This is a genomic window from Halomonas sp. 11-S5 (genome assembly GCF_029889825.1).
Classification (GTDB): domain Bacteria; phylum Pseudomonadota; class Gammaproteobacteria; order Pseudomonadales; family Halomonadaceae; genus Halomonas.
In genome coordinates, this window is the sequence record NZ_JARANW010000006.1 from 12823 (window position 1) to 28833 (window position 16011).

Sequence of the window (16011 nt, forward strand, 5' to 3'; positions counted from 1 at the left end):
TGACTCCGTAGCGTGGTCTGGAAAGCACGCCGCTGGCGCGAGGCCGGCGGCGGGAAGATCACTGGGTGGCCGCGTCGAAGGCGGCGAGACTCGCCATGCCGGCCTCGATCACCGCCCGCTGGGCGCGGCCCACCGGTAGCCATTGGCGAATAGCGTAGTCGGCGCTCTGGCATTTGGCCCGATAGAACGGGTCGTCGCTACCAGTGGCCTGGGCGGCGCTAGCCGCCAGCGCCGCCCGGCCCATCTGCCAGGCGCATAGCACGTGGCCAGCCAGCGACAGGAAAGGGGTGGCATAGGCCTGGACGGCATCGGCACCCCGCTCGGGCTCGGCGCCCGCCTCGAGCACCGCAGCCATGGCGGCGCGCAGGTCGGCGGCCCCGCCGGCCAGGCTCTCTCCCAAGGGGGCGAGCTCAGCGTTGGCGGCCAGGGCAGCAGCCGTGGCCTCCACCTGGTCGATCAGCCCCTTGAGGGCCGCACCGCCGTCGCGCTGCAGCTTGCGCCCGGCCAGGTCCAGGGCCTGAATGCCGTTGGTGCCCTCGTAGATGGGGGCGATGCGGGCATCGCGCAGCAGCTGGGCGGCGCCGGTCTCCTCGATGTAGCCCATGCCGCCGTGCACCTGCACCCCCAGGGAGGCGATTTCCACCGCCTGGTCAGTGGAGAAGGCCTTGACCACCGGGATCAGCACGTCGACCCGCGCCTGGGCCGCCTTGCGATCAGCCGCGTCCGCCGCGTGGCGGGCCACGTCGAGCTGGGCGGCGCAGTAGAGGGCGAGCGCGCGCAGGGCATCGGTGCGCGCGCGCATGGAGAGCAGCATGCGGCGCACGTCGAGGTGGTCGGCGATGGCGCAGTCATTGCGGCCGGAGCGCGGGCTGCGCCCCTGGACGCGCTCCAGGGCGTAGGCAAAGGCGTGCTGGCAGGCCCGCTCGGCCACGCCGATGCCCTGGATTCCCACCTTGTGACGCGCCTCGTTCATCATGGTGAACATGTGGTTGAGGCCGCGCCCCTCCTCGCCCACCAGGTAGCCGATGGCGCCGCCGTTTTCACCGAAGCTCAGGGAGCAGGTGGGCGAGCCGTGGATGCCCAGCTTGTGCTCGATGGCCGCACAGGTGACATCGTTGCGCTCGCCCAGGCTCCCGTCTTGATTGACCAGGGGCTCATTCACCAAGTACTTCTTCACCAAGTACTTCGGCACCAGGAACAGCGAAATGCCCTTGTTGCCTTCCGGGGCGTCCGGCTTGCGCGCCAGCACCAGATGGATGATGTTCTCGGCGGCGTCGTGTTCGCCCCAGGTGATGTAGATCTTCTGGCCGAAGAGCCGGTAGCTGCCGTCCTCCTGGGGCACGGCACGGGTGCGCACCTTGGAGAGATCCGAGCCCGCCTGGGGCTCGGTGAGGTTCATGGTGCCGGTCCAGCTGCCCTCGACCAGCTTCGCCAGGTAGGTGGCCTGCTGCGCCTCGCTGCCATGGTGGGTCAGAGCCTCGATGGCCCCGGCGGTGAGCATCGGGCAGAGGCCCAGCGCCATGTTGGCGCCGTGAAGCATCTCCTGCACGGCGCTGGCCACCACCTCGGGCAGCCCCTGGCCGCCCAGCGCCTCGGAGACCCCGATGCCATTCCAGCCGCCCTCGGCGTAGGCGCGGTAGGCCTCGGCGAAGCCGTCGGGGACGCTCACGCCGCCGTCGTCGCGGCGGGTGCAGCCCTGGCGGTCGCCGCTGGCGTTAAGGGGTGCCCACACCTCGCCGGCGAGCCTCGCGGCCTCCTCCAGCACGGCCTCCACCAGGTCAGAACTGGCCTCCTCGAAGCCGGGCAGCGAGAGCGAGCCGTACTCGAGCATCTCCTCCAGCACAAAGCGGACGTCGCGGACGGGGGCAGCATAGGGGGTCATGGGTCACCTCGGGGAAAATGATAGCCACGATAGTAGATTCACTACTTTTCGCTGGCTATTATCCCAAAGTCTTAGTCTCCTCAGGCTCGTCGAAGTAGGCGATACGGGCCTCGTCGCGCGGTGGTGGCCCCACCAGCGGCTCGGCCACCTCCACCTCGGACACGGCCCCGGAGAGGTCCTCCACGTGCTCGTGCTCCAGGGCCCCCTGGACCCATTCCTCGGTGACGGCGAGCTCGGCGCCTGCCGCCGACATCGGCGTACTGGCATGGAAGGGCGCCACCGGCAACGGTGCCGGACGCACGCTGCGCCGCCAAACGAAGAAGGCCACCAGAAAGACACCGACGGCACCGAAAGCCCAGAACAGGCCGGCATCGCCCAGCACGCCCATCACCGGCGAGATCAGCGGTGGGCTGAGCGCCGAACCGATGGCGTTGATCAGCAGCAGGCCCTGGCTCATGCGCACCAGGGCACCGGCCGGGGCACGGTCGGCGGCATGGCCCACCGCCACCGGATACAGCGAGAAGACGCCTCCGCCGAGCAGGAACAGCAGCCCGGCCAGGAGCCACGAATTCATCGGCAGCCACAGCACCGCCGCGGAGATCAGCGTGCAGAAGGCCCCGATCAGGATGAGTACCTGCTGGCGATCATGGCGGTCCGACCAGCGCCCCACCGGATACTGCAGCAGCATGGCACCGAGCACCACAACCGCCATCATCTGCCCGATCCGGTCGACCGAAAGGCCGGTGCGCTGGAGGTAGAGCGGCAGCAGGGAATAGACGGCCGCGACCAGCAACCCCGAGCCGAAACTGCCCATCACCCCGGTAGGGGTCAGGGTGATCAGGCGCAGCGGCGAGAGCGGCTCGGCCTTCTCGATCAGCGGCGAGACCCGCGGGATCATCGCCATGGGCAGCACCGAGAGCGAGGCCAGCATGCCGATCACCATGAACGACGCCGCCCCGCCCATGGCCTCGGTGACGCCGAGCAGCAGCTGACCGAGCACGCCGGCGGCATAGAGCGAGATCATGTAGAGCGCCAGCAGCCGGCCGCGCACCCTGGCATCGCCAGAGGCCAGCAGCCAGCTCTCGATCACCAGGTAGACGCCCACCGTGGCCCAGCCGCCGACCAGGCGCAGGGCGAACCAGGCCCAGGGCTCGGCCACCAGCCCCTGCAGCAGCACCGTCACCGCTACCAGCGAGGCGAAGCTGCCGTAGGCGCGGATATGGCCGATGCGCAGCAGCAGGCGGTCGTTGAGCATGGCGCCCACCGCCAGGCCGATGAAGTAGGCCGAGGAGACCCAGCCGATCACCACCGGCGACTCGCCGGCAGCGTCCAGGCGCAGGGTGATCACCGTGGCCAAAAAGCCATTGCCGATCCCGAGGATGAAGAGCCCCAGCAGGGGGGCCAGGGCCATGGCCAGCAATTGCCGTGACATGAAGGGCCTCACAGCAGCAGGTGATAAGGGAGAAGCGTGGCAGAGAGTGCCGTGGAGCGCCTGCTCGCGGCATCGTGAGCGCGCGAATCATACTCCCGGCCGACGGCGAGTCAATCGATTTATCGACGCTGCAGCAGTGCCACGTCCGCCGCAGAAAACTCGACCCGCATGTCCAGGTGGCCGGCCAGCCACACGAAGGTCGCCTCGCTGAAGAAGGCAACATGGGTGGGATCGAGGATGTAGTGCCAGCGCGTGAAGGCCTGGTGGTCGGTGACGCGCTTGGTCATCAGCCCCAGCCAGCCGCCGGACGGAAGCATATCGGTCAGTCTCGCCAGTTCCCGACCGGGCTCGAACAGATGCTCGACCACCTCGGTGGCGGTGATAAAATCGTATTCGCCTACCAGCACGCTGGCATCCGGCGCGTAGAAGGGGTCATAGATTGCCATGGGGTGCCCCGCCTCCTCGAACATCACCGACAGGGTCGGCCCGGGGCCGGCACCGAAGTCGAGCCCTCGGGCGCCGGGCGGCAGCCGCTCGCGTAGCGGGTCGAAGAGCCGTGACAGGAAGCGGCGATAGCCGGGGTCGTCCGGGGCGTTCTGGTGCCGGTCGTAGACCGCCCGCTCCGCTGCCGGTCCGAGCCGCTGGTCGGGAGGCACGAACACCAGCGCACAGTGCCGACAGCGGTGGTAGTCGCGCCGGCCATCACGATGAAAGTACCCGGTGTCGGTGGACGTACATAGCGGACAAGTCAGCATCATCGTATCCTGCTCTCTCCAGAACCCCGCAAGGAGACCCGAATGCTGTCAGGTCTGGACCATCTGGTCATCACCGTGACCGACATTTCCCGTGCCGTGGACTTCTACTCACGGGTGCTGGGACTGGAAGTGCGCTACCGCGACCGCGAGCGCGTCGACCTGATGCTGGGCGATGTCGCCCTACGCCTGCACTGGACCGCCACCGACGTCACCCCGCGGGCCGCCACGCCCACGCCCGGCAGCCTGGATCTCTGCCTGCGTAGCCTGCTGCCGCTCGACGAGGTCCAGCGCCATCTGGAGGCGCTGGAGGTCGAGGTGGAACTCGGCCCGGTGGCCCGACAGGGCGCCACCGGCGAGATCACCTCGCTCTACCTGCGCGACCCGGACGGCAACCTGCTGGAACTCAGCCGCCCCGTGAAGCCCCGGACCGACTGAGGCCCGGTGGCATTGTCGTCCTCGACCGGTATGATTGGCGTCAGCGATTCGCTCTACGAGGACGCCCCATGAACGACCAGCTGCCACAGGACGACGACCGCGCCATTGCCAAACGGGGCTCCGCCCCCGACACGACCCTTCCCATCGTGGTGTACGTGCTGCACCTGGCCGGCATGATCACCGGCGGCCTCACCTCGCTGGTCGGCGTGGTGATCGCCTATGTCTACCGCGGCAAGGGGCCGGCGTGGCTCGACGAGCATTATCGCTACCAGATCCGGACCTTCTGGATCGCCCTGCTCTACTTCGGCATTTCCGGCCTGCTGACCCTGGTCCTCATCGGCTTTCTCACCTGGCTGGCCGCGGTGGTGTGGCTGGTGATCCGTTGCGTGAAGGGGCTCAAGGCCCTCAACGAGCAGCGTGCGCCGGACAACGTGGACAGCTGGTGGGTCTGATCCATGGCAAGAGGTGAGTCCAGCTGGAGTACCCTCCAGGCCCGTGCCATCGCCACCCTGTGGCGCCGCCTCGCCGGTCGCCGCCTCGCCACCCTGTGGCGGCTGGCCCGACTGGTCGGCCCGCTGGTGGAGCAGCTGAGCCGCCGGGAGCGTCGGGTCACCCGCACCAACCTGGCCGAGGTCTACCCCTCCCGCAGCCCGGCCGAACGTCGCCAGCTCTCCCGGCAGAGCCTGACTCACTCCACCGCCACCATGCTCGAGCTGGGCTTCGCCTGGATGGGCGACCCCGACCGCGTCGAGGCCTCGATCCTCAAGGTCCACGGCCGCGAGCTGCTCGACGAGGCCCGCGCCGAGGGGCGCGGCGTCATCGTGCTGGCCCCCCACTTCGGCAACTGGGAGGTGCTCAACTTCTGGCTCTCCGGCCACTTCCCCTTCACCGCCATGTACGAGCCCCCCAAGCTCGCCCCGCTGGACCCGATCATCCGCCAGGGCCGCGAACGCCAGGGGGCGAGCCTGGTGCCCACCAACTCCCGCGGCGTGGCCGCCCTGCTCAAGGCGCTCAAGCGCTCCGAGGCCGTGGGCATCCTGCCCGACCAGGAGCCCGACTGGGGCAGTGGCGTGTTCGCGCCCTTCTTTGGCCGGCTCGCCTACACCGCCACCCTGCTGCCCAAGCTGGTGGCGCGCACCGAGGCGCGGGTCGTCACCGGGGTGGCGCTGCGTCTGCCCGGCAAGGGCTTCGCCCTGCATTTCCTGGCCGCCGACGCGCGGGTCTACGACCCTGACGAGGTCACCTCAGCCACCGGCGTCAATGCCAGCGTGGAGGCCGCCATTGCCCTGGACCCGGCCCAGTACCAGTGGGAATACAAGCGCTACCGCAAGACCCCGGAGGAGGCCGAGGGCCGCCCCGACTTCAAGCGTTTCCGGCTCTATTGATCGCCACGGAGACCCGATAGCCCGCCTTGCCGGGCTGGCAATGGTGTCTCTTCCTGCTACAGTAGAACCTCGCTTGACGGGGTGCCGTTGAAGACGGCTGAGATCATGCGCTTTCGAGCATGGATCCCGTTGAACCTGAACTGGCTAGGACCAGCGTAGGGATCAAGCGACACGCCTCCATGGCACCCCACGCCTGGCGGCCCCTGTCCTCCCTGCTGTCCTCCCTGACAATCGCAAAACCCTCAAGGGAGAACACCATGAGCAAGACCGCCCGTTTCCTCGCCGAGACCGCCCGCGTCGACGCGGCCGCCGTCCAGCCGCTGCCCGGCTCGCGCAAGATCTTTGTGACGGGCTCACGCCCCGACATCCGGGTCCCGTTCCGCGAGATATCGCTCTCGCCCACCAGGACCTCCGGCGCCTATGAGGAGAACCCGCCGCTGCTGGTCTACGACACCTCCGGCCCCTACACCGACCCGGCGGCCGAGATCGACCTGCGCCGCGGCCTGCCCGCGCTGCGCCACGCCTGGATCGAGGCGCGCGACGATACCGAACTCCTCGACGGCCCCACCAGCGACTACGGCCGGCGCCGGGCCAACGACCCGCTGCTCGCCCCGCTTCGCTTCGACCTGACCCGCACGCCGCGTCGCGCACGCCCTTCACAAGACGGCCAGGCAGGGAACGTCACCCAGCTGCACTATGCCCGCCAGGGCATCATCACCCCGGAGATGGAGTTCATCGCCATCCGGGAAAATCAACGTCGACAAGCCCAGGGGACGGCAGAGGTGGAGCGCATCCTGGGCCACCAGCACCCCGGCGAGAGCTTCGGTGCCCGGCTGCCCGAAGAGATCACCCCGGAGTTCGTGCGCGCCGAGGTCGCGGCGGGGCGGGCCATCATCCCCTGCAACATCAACCACCCGGAATCCGAACCGATGATCATCGGTCGCAACTTCTTGGTGAAGATCAACGGCAACCTGGGCAACTCGGCGGTCACCTCCTCCATCGAGGACGAGGTCGACAAGATGACCTGGGGGATCCGCTGGGGGTCGGACACCATCATGGACCTCTCCACCGGGCAGAACATCCACGAGACCCGCGAGTGGATCATCCGCAACGCCCCGGTGCCCATCGGCACCGTGCCCATCTACCAGGCGCTGGAGAAGGTGGGCGGCGTGGCCGAGGACCTGACCTGGGAGGTGTTCCGCGACACCCTGATCGAGCAGGCCGAGCAAGGCGTGGACTACTTCACCATCCACGCCGGGGTGCTGCTGCGCTACGTGCCGCTGACCGCCAAGCGGGTCACCGGCATCGTTTCCCGTGGCGGGTCGATCATGGCCAAGTGGTGCCTCTTCCATCACCAGGAGAGCTTCCTCTACACCCACTTCGAGGAGATCTGCGAGATCTGCAAGGCTTATGATGTGGCCTTCTCGCTGGGCGACGGCCTGCGCCCGGGCTCGGTGGCGGACGCCAACGACGAGGCGCAGTTCGCCGAACTGGAGACCCTGGGCGAGCTGACCCATATCGCCTGGCGGCACGACGTCCAGGTGATGATCGAGGGTCCCGGCCATGTGCCCATGCACCTGATCAAGGAGAACATGGACAAGCAGCTCACCGAGTGCGACGAGGCGCCCTTCTACACCCTGGGGCCGCTGACCACCGACATCGCGCCCGGCTACGACCACATCACCTCCGGCATCGGCGCGGCGATGATCGGCTGGTACGGCTGCGCCATGCTCTGCTACGTGACTCCCAAGGAGCACCTGGGCCTGCCCAACAAGGACGACGTCAAGACCGGCATCATCACCTACAAGATCGCCGCCCACGCCGCCGACCTCGCCAAGGGCCACCCGGCCGCCCAGCGCCGTGACAACGCGCTCTCCAAGGCGCGCTTCGAGTTCCGCTGGGAAGACCAGTTCAATCTAGGCCTCGACCCGGACACCGCCCGGGAATACCACGACGAGACCCTGCCCAAGGACTCGGCCAAGGTGGCCCACTTCTGCTCCATGTGCGGGCCCAAGTTCTGCTCGATGAAGATCAGCCAGGAGGTACGTGACTATGCAAGCGAACATGGCCTGGACGGCGATCAGGACGCCGTCATGAAGGGCATGGAGGAGCAGGCCGAGAAGTTCCGCCGCGAAGGCAGCGAGCTCTACCGGGAGGTATAAGGCTCGACGCGGGCCTTGAAAACGGAATGTCCCGTTGCTACTTGGTAGCAACGGGACATTCTCCAAATGATATGCCGACCCGGGCGCCCGCGCGAGTCAGAACCGAAAAGTCAGGCCGAGGCTGACCGCCTCGAAGTCGATATCGGACGTGTCCAGATAGTGCATGTAGTCTGCACCGATGGCCAGGTTCGGTGTCACGTCATAGCTGGCACCGGCACCGTAGGAAACATCACTCTCGCTGTCCCTCGTCCCGTCGAACTCCACTTCAGTGGCCCCCAGCACACCATGGACCTTGAACTCCGGGGTGATCGGCAGCATGCCCTTGACATAGCCCCCGGCAAGATAGTCGAGGTTCGCCGGGCCATCGGACCCGCCGGTGCCCAGATGTCCCTCGATGGCCAGGTAATCGTTGAGTTCGACGCCACCACGTAACCTCACACCGACGCTGTCGAGGCCATCGCGGTACCCACGCCGGTCGAGCTCCCAGAACATGGCATCGACACCCGCATAGGTGGTCGGCTGGTAGGCCAAGGGCCCGCTCTGCGCCTGAACTGCCCCGGTGAAAAGCAGCGCTGCCAAGGATGCGGCGCCAATGACTGACGTCTTCATGGCCATCTCCCTTTGATTGGCTTGCCCACTTTGTCGTCGACGCCCGTGGTGCCTTACGAACCCATCCGGGCACTCACCTCCACGGCCATGTCAGGCCAGTACCGGCCCGCTGACGCGATGCAGACAGGTGGCTGCGGGACGGGCGCGGCATCCTCCAACGACAAGCGCCCCCGCTGGAAACCCGGCGGGGGCGCATTTCAGGGCATGGCGGCGTGGAACCTGCCCGGAGATCAGAAGCGGAACGTCATCCCGAGGCTGGCGGCGTCGAAGGTGTAGTTCGACTCGTCCAGGTAGCGCATGTAGTCGGCTCCCACGGCGAGGTTGGGCGCCACGTCGAACTCGGCCCCGGCGCCGTAGGAGAAGTCGCTCTCGTCATCGGTGTCGAAATCTACCTCGCTGAAGCCCGCCAGGCCGTAGAGGCGGAATTCCGGGGCGATTGGCAGGGTCCCCTTGGCATAGACGCCGGCCAGGTAATCCAGCTCGGCCGGGCCGTCGGAGCCACCGGTACCGAGATGGCCCTCGAGACCAAAATAGTCGTTGAACGCTACGCCACCGCGCAGGCGCAGGCCGGTGCTATCGAAGCTGCCACCTTCATCGGGGTCGAGTTCCCAGAACATGGCGTCACCGCCGAGGTACGGGCTCGGCTGGTAGTTCATCGGGCTGCCCTGGGCATGAGCGGTGGCCGCGGCCAGCAGCAGGGCGGCGGAGACGGCGGAAATCGTGATGGTCTTCATGGTGAACCTCCCAGTTAGGAAACAGTGTTTCCCTATACAGGATTCATTCTGGTACAGCTTCGACCAAAGTGCAAGATGTTCCGCCGCCAGCGCCCTGCCAGGGGAGAGGGAGACGGCAGGGTGCCCGGCATCAAGCCGTCCAGGTCACTGCATCCCGCACTGCAACATGCTAGATTCCCCTTGCCCGAGGGCCATTCGCCAGGCACCCCCTGGCCGCAACGCCCGCGCCCCCGACACCCCTGACAGGACGCGCCATGAACGACCCGATACTGGTACTCAACTGCGGCTCCTCGTCCATCAAGTTCGCCCTCGTCTCCACCTCTCCCGACCAGCCTCGCCTGGCCGGCCTGGCCGAGCGCCTGGGCGGCGAGGAGGCGCGTCTCACCGGGGTCGACGGCGCCGGCCATGAATTCTCATGCCCCCTGCATGGCGCCAGCCACACCGAGGCCATGGCGGCCATCTTCGAGCGCCTGGAGGGGTTGCACCCCGTGGCGGTGGGACATCGCATCGTCCATGGCGGCGAACAGTTCACCCAAGCGGCAAGAATCGACGATGTCGTAGTGGCGGCCATCAAGGCGACCACGGCCCTGGCCCCGCTGCACAACCCGGCCAACCTGGCGGGGGTCAAGGCGACCCTGGAGCTCTTCCCCGACCTGCCTCAGGTGGCGGTCTTCGATACCGCCTTCCACCAGACCCTACCCCCTCGTGCCTATCGGTATGCGCTGCCGGAAGGGCTCTATCGCAACCACGGCATCCGCCGCTATGGCTTCCATGGCAGCAGCCACGCCTATGTGAGTGCCCGGCTCGATGCCCTCAGCGGGCGGCTCCATGGCGGCTGGCTCATCGCCCACCTGGGCAATGGCTGCTCCACCTGTGCGGTCTGGCAGGGACACAGCGTCGATACCAGCATGGGGCTGACGCCCCTGGAGGGGCTGGTGATGGGCACCCGCAGCGGCGACGTGGACCCGGGCCTGCATGCCCACCTGGCCCGCCAGCTGGGCTGGTCGCTGGAGCGCATCGATACCCTGCTCAACAAGGAGAGCGGCCTGCTGGGACTCTCCGGCCTCTCCAACGACATGCGCCGTCTCGAACAGGCCGCCGCCGAGCATCATGCGGGCGCCGAGTTAGCCATCGAGGTGTTCTGCTACCGCGTGGCCAAGTCCCTGGCGGCCCTCTCCTGCACGCTGCCCCGCCTGGATGGCATCGCCTTCACCGCAGGCATTGGCGAGAATGCCAGCGCCGTACGCGCGCGGGTCATCGAACAGCTGCCCCACTTCGGCCTGCGGCTGGCCGCCAAGGCCAACGCCGCCACCGTGGGCGGCCGCGAAGGCCGCATCGACCTCGACCAGGGCGGACCCCAGCTATGGGTCATCCCCACCGATGAGGAGGGCCGCATCGCCGAGGAAACCCGCCAGCTGCTGCAGGAGCACCCGTATGACGCCACTTGATCACCGTCCCGAGCCCCGCAACCTGCTGCTGGTGCCCACCGACAGCGGCGTGGGCCTGACCTCGGCCTGCCTCGGGCTGATACGCGCCCTGGATACCCTCGGGCTCAAGGCCGGCTTTCTCAAGCCGTTCCGGCAAGACGAACTCAACGGCAACGGGCCGGACCGCTCCTGTGCCCTGGCCACCAGCACCCTGGGCCTGTCGCCTCCCGAGCCGCTCTCCCAGGCACGGCTGGAGCGCCTGCTGCGCGAGGACCGCAGCGACGAGCTGATGGAGGAGGCCGTGGAGCGCCATGCCCGGGTCGCCTCCCCGGACGCCGGCCAGGCCCCCGAGCTGGTGGTGATCGAGGGGCTCGCGCCCAGCCAGCACAGCAGCTATGCGACCCAGCTCAATGCTCAGCTGGCGCATGCCCTCAATGCGCGCATCATCCTGGTCGCCGACGGTGACCTGAGCGCCCCCCAGGAGCTGGCCGAGCGGCTCGACATGCATGCCCAGGCCTTCGATGGCGTGGACTCGCCGCGCACCCTGGGCTGTATCTTGATGCGGCTGCGCCCGCTGCCGAACGGCGACAGCCACACGCCCCTGGCGGCCCCGGAGCTCACCGCCCAGCGTGACGCGCAGCTGATCGCCCGCCTGCGCCGCTACCTGCCGGCCCTGGGCGGCGAGCGCTTCCAACTGATCGGCGCCGTGCCCTGGCATGCGGCCCTCTCCGCCCCGCGGGTACTGGACGTCGCCCGCGCCCTGGAGGCACGCTTCCTGCACGAGGGCGAGGTCGCCAGCCGTCGTGTGCTGGGCACCAGCCTGTGTGCGCGTAGCGCCTCCCATGCCCTGCACGTGTTCCGCCCCGGCCGCCTGCTGGTCACCCCCGGCGACCGCGACGACATCCTGCTCGCCGCGGCGCTCGCGACCATGAACGGCGTGCCGCTGGCGGGCATCCTGCTGACCCATGGCGAGCTGCCGGATGAGGCCATGATCGAGTTCTGCCGCCCCGCGCTGCGCAGCGGCCTACCGGTGATGGCGGTGGACTCCGACAGCTTCGCCACGGCCCAGCGCCTCGATCGCATGGCCAACGACATCCCCATCGACGACCCGGAGCGGGCCGAGCAGGTGACCCGCTTCGTCGCCGGCCACCTCGACCTGCAGTGGCTCAAGGAGAACCTCAGTCGCGGCTATCCAAGCCGTCTCTCCCCCGCCGCCTTCCGCCACCAGCTGGTGAAGACGGCGCAGCAGGCGGGCAAGCGCATCGTGCTGCCCGAGGGCAGCGAGCCGCGCACCGTGGAAGCCGCTGTGATATGCCAGCGGCGCGGCATTGCGTGCTGTGTGCTGCTGGCCAAGCGCGAGGAGGTCGAGGACGTCGCCCGCCAGCGCGGCATCGAACTGCCCGAGGGCCTCGAGATCCTCGATCCGGCCGAGATCCGCCTCTCCTACGTCAAGCCGATGGTCAAGCGCCGTCCCGACAGGCTCAATGCGCTGACGGCCGCGTCGCAGCTACAGGACAACGTGGTGCTCGGCACCATGATGCTGGCCGAGGACGAGGTCGACGGCCTCGTCTCCGGGGCGATCCATACCACCGCCAACACCGTGCGCCCGGCCTTCCAGCTGATCCGCACGGCGCCGGGCTATCGGAAGGCATCGTCGATCTTCTTCATGCTGCTGCCCGAGCAGGTGGTGGTCTATGGCGACTGCGCGGTGATCCCGGATCCGGACGCCGAAGCCCTGGCCGAGATCGCCATCCAGAGCGCCCGCTCCGCCGCGGCCTTCGGCATCGAGCCCCGAGTGGCCATGATCAGCTACTCCACCGGCGAGTCTGGCAGCGGCGCCGACGTCGATAAGGTCCGCGAGGCCACGCGCATCGCCCGGGAGCGCGAACCGTCGCTGTGCATCGACGGCCCGCTGCAGTACGATGCCGCCGCCATCGAGAGCGTGGGCCGCCAGAAGGCCCCAGACTCCCCAGTGGCGGGGCGCGCCACGGTCTTCATCTTCCCCGACCTCAACACCGGCAACACCACCTACAAGGCGGTGCAGCGCAGCGCCGGGGTGGTCAGCGTCGGCCCCATGCTGCAGGGGCTCAACAAGCCGGTGAATGACCTCTCCCGTGGGGCCCTGGTCGACGACATCGTCTACACCATCGCCCTAACCGCCATCCAGGCCGCGCAGCAGGGCTGAGCGCGCGCCTCACCTTGGACCCGCAGCCCGGCGAGCCCAGGGTTGACCGCGTCGCTGGCCCGACACCGGGAATCGGAATATCCTCTGGAGACGAGCGGCCTGTTCACGACAGGCCCTGCCCCCCAACACGGAGAACGAAATGGCCGGACTGCTACCCGATGTCGACCCGGATGGACTGCTCGAGTACTCGGTGGTCTACACCGATCGCGCACTGAACCACATGTCAAAGAGCTTCCAAGGTGTGATGCGCGACGTCTCCTCCACCTTGAAGGAGGCGTACCACGCCCACTCGACGGTGATCGTTCCCGGCAGCGGGACCTTCGGCATGGAGGCCGTGGCACGCCAGTTCGCCAAGGAGCGTCGCTGCCTGGTGATCCGCAACGGCTGGTTCAGCTATCGTTGGAGCCAAATACTGGAGATGGGCAAGATCCCCTCCGAGGTCAGCGTACTCAAGGCGCGTCGCCTCGATGAGGATGACCCGACCGCGCCCTTCGGCCCGCCCCCTATCGAGGAAGTGGTCGCGTCTATCCATGACCAGCAGCCCGATATCGTCTTCGCTCCCCACGTGGAAACCGCCTCGGGCATGCTGCTGCCGGACGGTTACCTGCGCCAGATCGCCGACGCCATCCACGAGCAGGGCGGGCTCTTCGTGCTCGACTGCATCGCCTCCGGCACCCTCTGGATCGACATGCAGGACATCGGCGTCGACGTGCTGGTCAGTGCCCCGCAGAAGGGCTGGAGCGCCAGCCCCTGCTGCGGCATGGTGATGCTCTCCCGTCAGGCCCGGGAGATCATCGAGGAGACCACCAGCACCAGCTTCGCCTGCGACCTGAAGAAGTGGCTGTCGATCATGGAAACCTACGAAGCCGGGGGCCACGCCTATCACGCTACTCTGCCCACCGACGGCCTGCGCCAGCTGCGCGACGTGATGCGCGAGACCCAGCAATACGGCCTCGACAAGGTGCGTGACGAGCAGTGGGAGGTCGGGCGCCGGGTGCGCGAGATGCTCGCCGAGCACGGCTTTTTCAGCGTGGCGGCTCCCGGGTTCGAGGCGCCCGGCGTGGTGGTCTGCTACACCGAGGACGAGGGCATCGTCGGCAAGTTCCTGGCGGCCGGTGTCCAGGTGGCCGCGGGGGTCCCGCTGATGTGTGACGAAGGCGAGGACTACCGTGCCTTCCGCATCGGCCTGTTCGGCCTCGACAAGCTCCACCATCCGGAGCGCACCCTCGAGAGCCTGGAAACGGCCCTAGCCAAGGTGCAGGGCGCCAACGACTGAGTCGCCACACCACATCACCGGGCGCGGGTGTCGCGCCCGATCGTTCCTGACCATTAAAGAAAGCGGGGCGGCCATCTGGCCGCCCCGCTGTCGCATGCGCCGGGACGCCGCGGCTTCAGTAGCCGCCCATGCCCCGGGGCATGAAGCCCAGGTTGTTCTCCACCTCCGTCACGCCGCCGATGTTCTCCGCCGCGACCTGCACGGCCTGGCGCTGCTCCTTGCTGTCCACCAGCCCCCAGAGCTGCACCTTGCCCTCGGCCACGATGATGTTGAGCCGGTCGACCATCACCCCGGTGTGCTCGTCCACCTCCTTGAGGATGGCATCGCGGATCGCGCGGTCATCACCGCCACCGGCAGGCTGGCGGTTCACCGAGAAGCCGCGCAGCAGATTGGAACGGCTGACGATGCCCACCAGCTTGCCATCTCGCACCACCGGCACCCGCTTGATGCGGCGCTTCTCGAGCAGCGAGGCGATGCGGTGCAGCGGCTCGTCCTCGGTGACGGTGAGCGGATGCGGCGTCATGATCTCGCTGGCCTTGCGGCCGTGGCTCTTGACGTAGTCCACGGCATTGCCGCCGCTGAAGAGCTTCAGCCACCAGGACTTGTGCTGGTCGGTGTCGTTCTCGACCCGGCGCATCAGGTCCCCCTCGCTGACGATGCCGAGCACCTTGTCGTCGGCATCCACCACCGGCACGGCGCTGATGCCGTGTTCCAGCAGCAGGCTGGCGATCTCACTGACTTCACTGTCGGGGGTGACGGTGATCACGTTGGGGGTCATGACATCTGCGGCTTGCATCGACGTTCTCCAGCAGGTTCAGGGGCTTGTAGAACCAACATAGCAATGCCCTGTGCTCTTCGCCTTGATCCACGCCAAAAACTGTCAACGTAGCCCGGGGATACGGTCGAAGCCTGACAGCCCGGCAGGTGTCGGCGGCAGGCGTCATGCCGGCCCGCCTTCCGCGGCGAGCGTGCCATCGGTGATCACCTCGTCGACCTCCTCGAGCCCGGCGAAGCGCGCTGGCCGAATCACCCCCAGCTTGCTCTCGTCCACCACCAGCAGGCGATGCGCCGCGGTGGTGATCGCCGCCTGCTTGGGGAGCACCTCATGGAAGTGGAAGCAGCTCAGGCCCTTCTGCCGGTGCACGCCCGCCGCGGAGAGAAAGGCCTTGTTGATACCGAGGTGCCGGATGGCATCGCCCATCGCCTCGCTGGCGAAGGAGCGCGACGAGCCATGGTAGACCCCGCCCAGCAGGATCAGCCGCACCCCGGGCAGCACGCTCACCGCATCGGCCACGTTCAGGGCATAGGTCACCACGGTCAGCGACTGGTCGGCCGGCAGGCCAGCGGCCAGCGGCATCAGCGTCGTGCCGCAGTCGATGAACAGGGTGTCGCCGGGCTCGATGCGGCGGGCCGCCCGCTGGCAGAGCCGGCGCTTGGCCTCGGCATGGCGGTCCTGCTGGGCCGCCAGGTCGTAGACCGGCGCATAGCGCGGGTCGTCACTGCGCACCAGGTGGCCCCCCATCAGCCGCAGCCCGCCCTCCCCGGCGGCCAGGTCGCGGCGAATGGTCATCTCCGACACCCCGCACAGCACCGCGGCATCCTGCAGGCGCAGGCTCCCGCCGCGGGCCAGGGCATCACTCAGCCGGGCGCGGCGCCGGGCAGTGCGTTCGTTCATCTCCTGCGGCTCTCCTGAGGGCCCGATGATGGAAATATGTTAGAAAAATAACAC

Annotated in this window: 14 protein-coding genes and 1 riboswitch; of the genes, 7 read left to right on the forward strand and 7 right to left on the reverse strand. The window is 68.0% G+C overall.

The window, feature by feature from the left end; genetic code table 11:
* Positions 1-58: 58 nt before the first annotated feature.
* The 3 genes from OP497_RS06515 to OP497_RS06525 form a co-directional block, all read right to left on the reverse strand.
* Positions 59-1882: an acyl-CoA dehydrogenase gene (locus tag OP497_RS06515; protein ID WP_280547327.1), complete on the reverse strand. Its 1824-nt coding sequence runs from the start codon at positions 1880-1882 to the stop codon at positions 59-61.
* Between the two features lie 58 nt (positions 1883-1940).
* A complete protein-coding gene (locus OP497_RS06520) occupies positions 1941-3314 on the reverse strand; it encodes an MFS transporter (RefSeq protein ID WP_280547328.1) in 1374 nt (457 codons plus the stop codon).
* A 119-nt stretch (positions 3315-3433) separates the two neighbouring features.
* A complete protein-coding gene (locus OP497_RS06525; RefSeq protein WP_280547329.1) occupies positions 3434-4072 on the reverse strand; it encodes a class I SAM-dependent methyltransferase in 639 nt (212 codons plus the stop codon).
* Between the two features lie 39 nt (positions 4073-4111).
* Here OP497_RS06525 and OP497_RS06530 point away from each other — a divergent pair, with 39 nt between their 5' ends.
* The 4 genes from OP497_RS06530 to thiC all read left to right on the forward strand — a co-directional run bounded on the left by OP497_RS06530 (position 4112) and on the right by thiC (position 8051).
* A complete protein-coding gene (locus OP497_RS06530) occupies positions 4112-4504 on the forward strand; it encodes a VOC family protein (protein WP_280547330.1) in 393 nt (130 codons plus the stop codon).
* A gap of 68 nt (positions 4505-4572) precedes the next feature.
* Complete coding sequence (locus tag OP497_RS06535; protein ID WP_280547332.1) at positions 4573-4956, forward strand: DUF4870 domain-containing protein; 384 nt, start codon at positions 4573-4575, stop codon at positions 4954-4956.
* 3 nt (positions 4957-4959) lie between these two features.
* Positions 4960-5889 carry a lysophospholipid acyltransferase family protein gene (locus tag OP497_RS06540; RefSeq protein ID WP_280547333.1) on the forward strand — a complete coding sequence of 310 codons (930 nt, stop codon included), beginning with the start codon at positions 4960-4962 and terminating at the stop codon, positions 5887-5889.
* A gap of 67 nt (positions 5890-5956) precedes the next feature.
* Positions 5957-6068: riboswitch (TPP riboswitch) on the forward strand.
* Between the two features lie 78 nt (positions 6069-6146).
* Positions 6147-8051: a phosphomethylpyrimidine synthase ThiC gene (gene thiC, locus OP497_RS06545; RefSeq protein WP_280547334.1), complete on the forward strand. Its 1905-nt coding sequence runs from the start codon at positions 6147-6149 to the stop codon at positions 8049-8051.
* A gap of 96 nt (positions 8052-8147) precedes the next feature.
* On the opposite strand, the gene OP497_RS06550 is transcribed toward thiC, so the two are convergent.
* Both OP497_RS06550 and OP497_RS06555 read right to left on the reverse strand, forming a co-directional pair.
* On the reverse strand, positions 8148-8660 hold the full coding sequence (locus tag OP497_RS06550) for a porin family protein (protein WP_280547336.1): 513 nt from the start codon (positions 8658-8660) through the stop codon (positions 8148-8150).
* A 230-nt stretch (positions 8661-8890) separates the two neighbouring features.
* Complete coding sequence (locus OP497_RS06555) at positions 8891-9394, reverse strand: porin family protein (protein ID WP_280547337.1); 504 nt, start codon at positions 9392-9394, stop codon at positions 8891-8893.
* 254 nt (positions 9395-9648) lie between these two features.
* Here OP497_RS06555 and OP497_RS06560 point away from each other — a divergent pair, with 254 nt between their 5' ends.
* The 3 genes from OP497_RS06560 to OP497_RS06570 all read left to right on the forward strand — a co-directional run bounded on the left by OP497_RS06560 (position 9649) and on the right by OP497_RS06570 (position 14282).
* Positions 9649-10842 carry an acetate kinase gene (locus OP497_RS06560; protein WP_280547338.1) on the forward strand — a complete coding sequence of 398 codons (1194 nt, stop codon included), beginning with the start codon at positions 9649-9651 and terminating at the stop codon, positions 10840-10842.
* The gene (gene pta / locus OP497_RS06565) at positions 10829-13006 is read left to right on the forward strand and encodes a phosphate acetyltransferase (RefSeq protein ID WP_280547339.1); all 2178 of its coding nucleotides are present in this window, start codon (positions 10829-10831) and stop codon (positions 13004-13006) included. Before OP497_RS06560 ends, pta begins: the two co-directional genes overlap by 14 nt.
* A gap of 139 nt (positions 13007-13145) precedes the next feature.
* Positions 13146-14282, forward strand: a complete 1137-nt coding sequence (locus tag OP497_RS06570) for an aminotransferase class V-fold PLP-dependent enzyme (protein ID WP_280547340.1) — start codon at positions 13146-13148, stop codon at positions 14280-14282.
* Positions 14283-14397: 115 nt separating this feature from the next.
* Here OP497_RS06570 and OP497_RS06575 read toward each other — a convergent pair whose 3' ends face one another.
* Together OP497_RS06575 and OP497_RS06580 are read right to left on the reverse strand one after the other, a co-directional pair.
* The gene (locus OP497_RS06575; protein WP_280547341.1) at positions 14398-15078 is read right to left on the reverse strand and encodes a CBS domain-containing protein; all 681 of its coding nucleotides are present in this window, start codon (positions 15076-15078) and stop codon (positions 14398-14400) included.
* Between the two features lie 144 nt (positions 15079-15222).
* Positions 15223-15957 carry a DeoR/GlpR family DNA-binding transcription regulator gene (locus OP497_RS06580; protein WP_280547342.1) on the reverse strand — a complete coding sequence of 245 codons (735 nt, stop codon included), beginning with the start codon at positions 15955-15957 and terminating at the stop codon, positions 15223-15225.
* Positions 15958-16011: the final 54 nt, after the last annotated feature.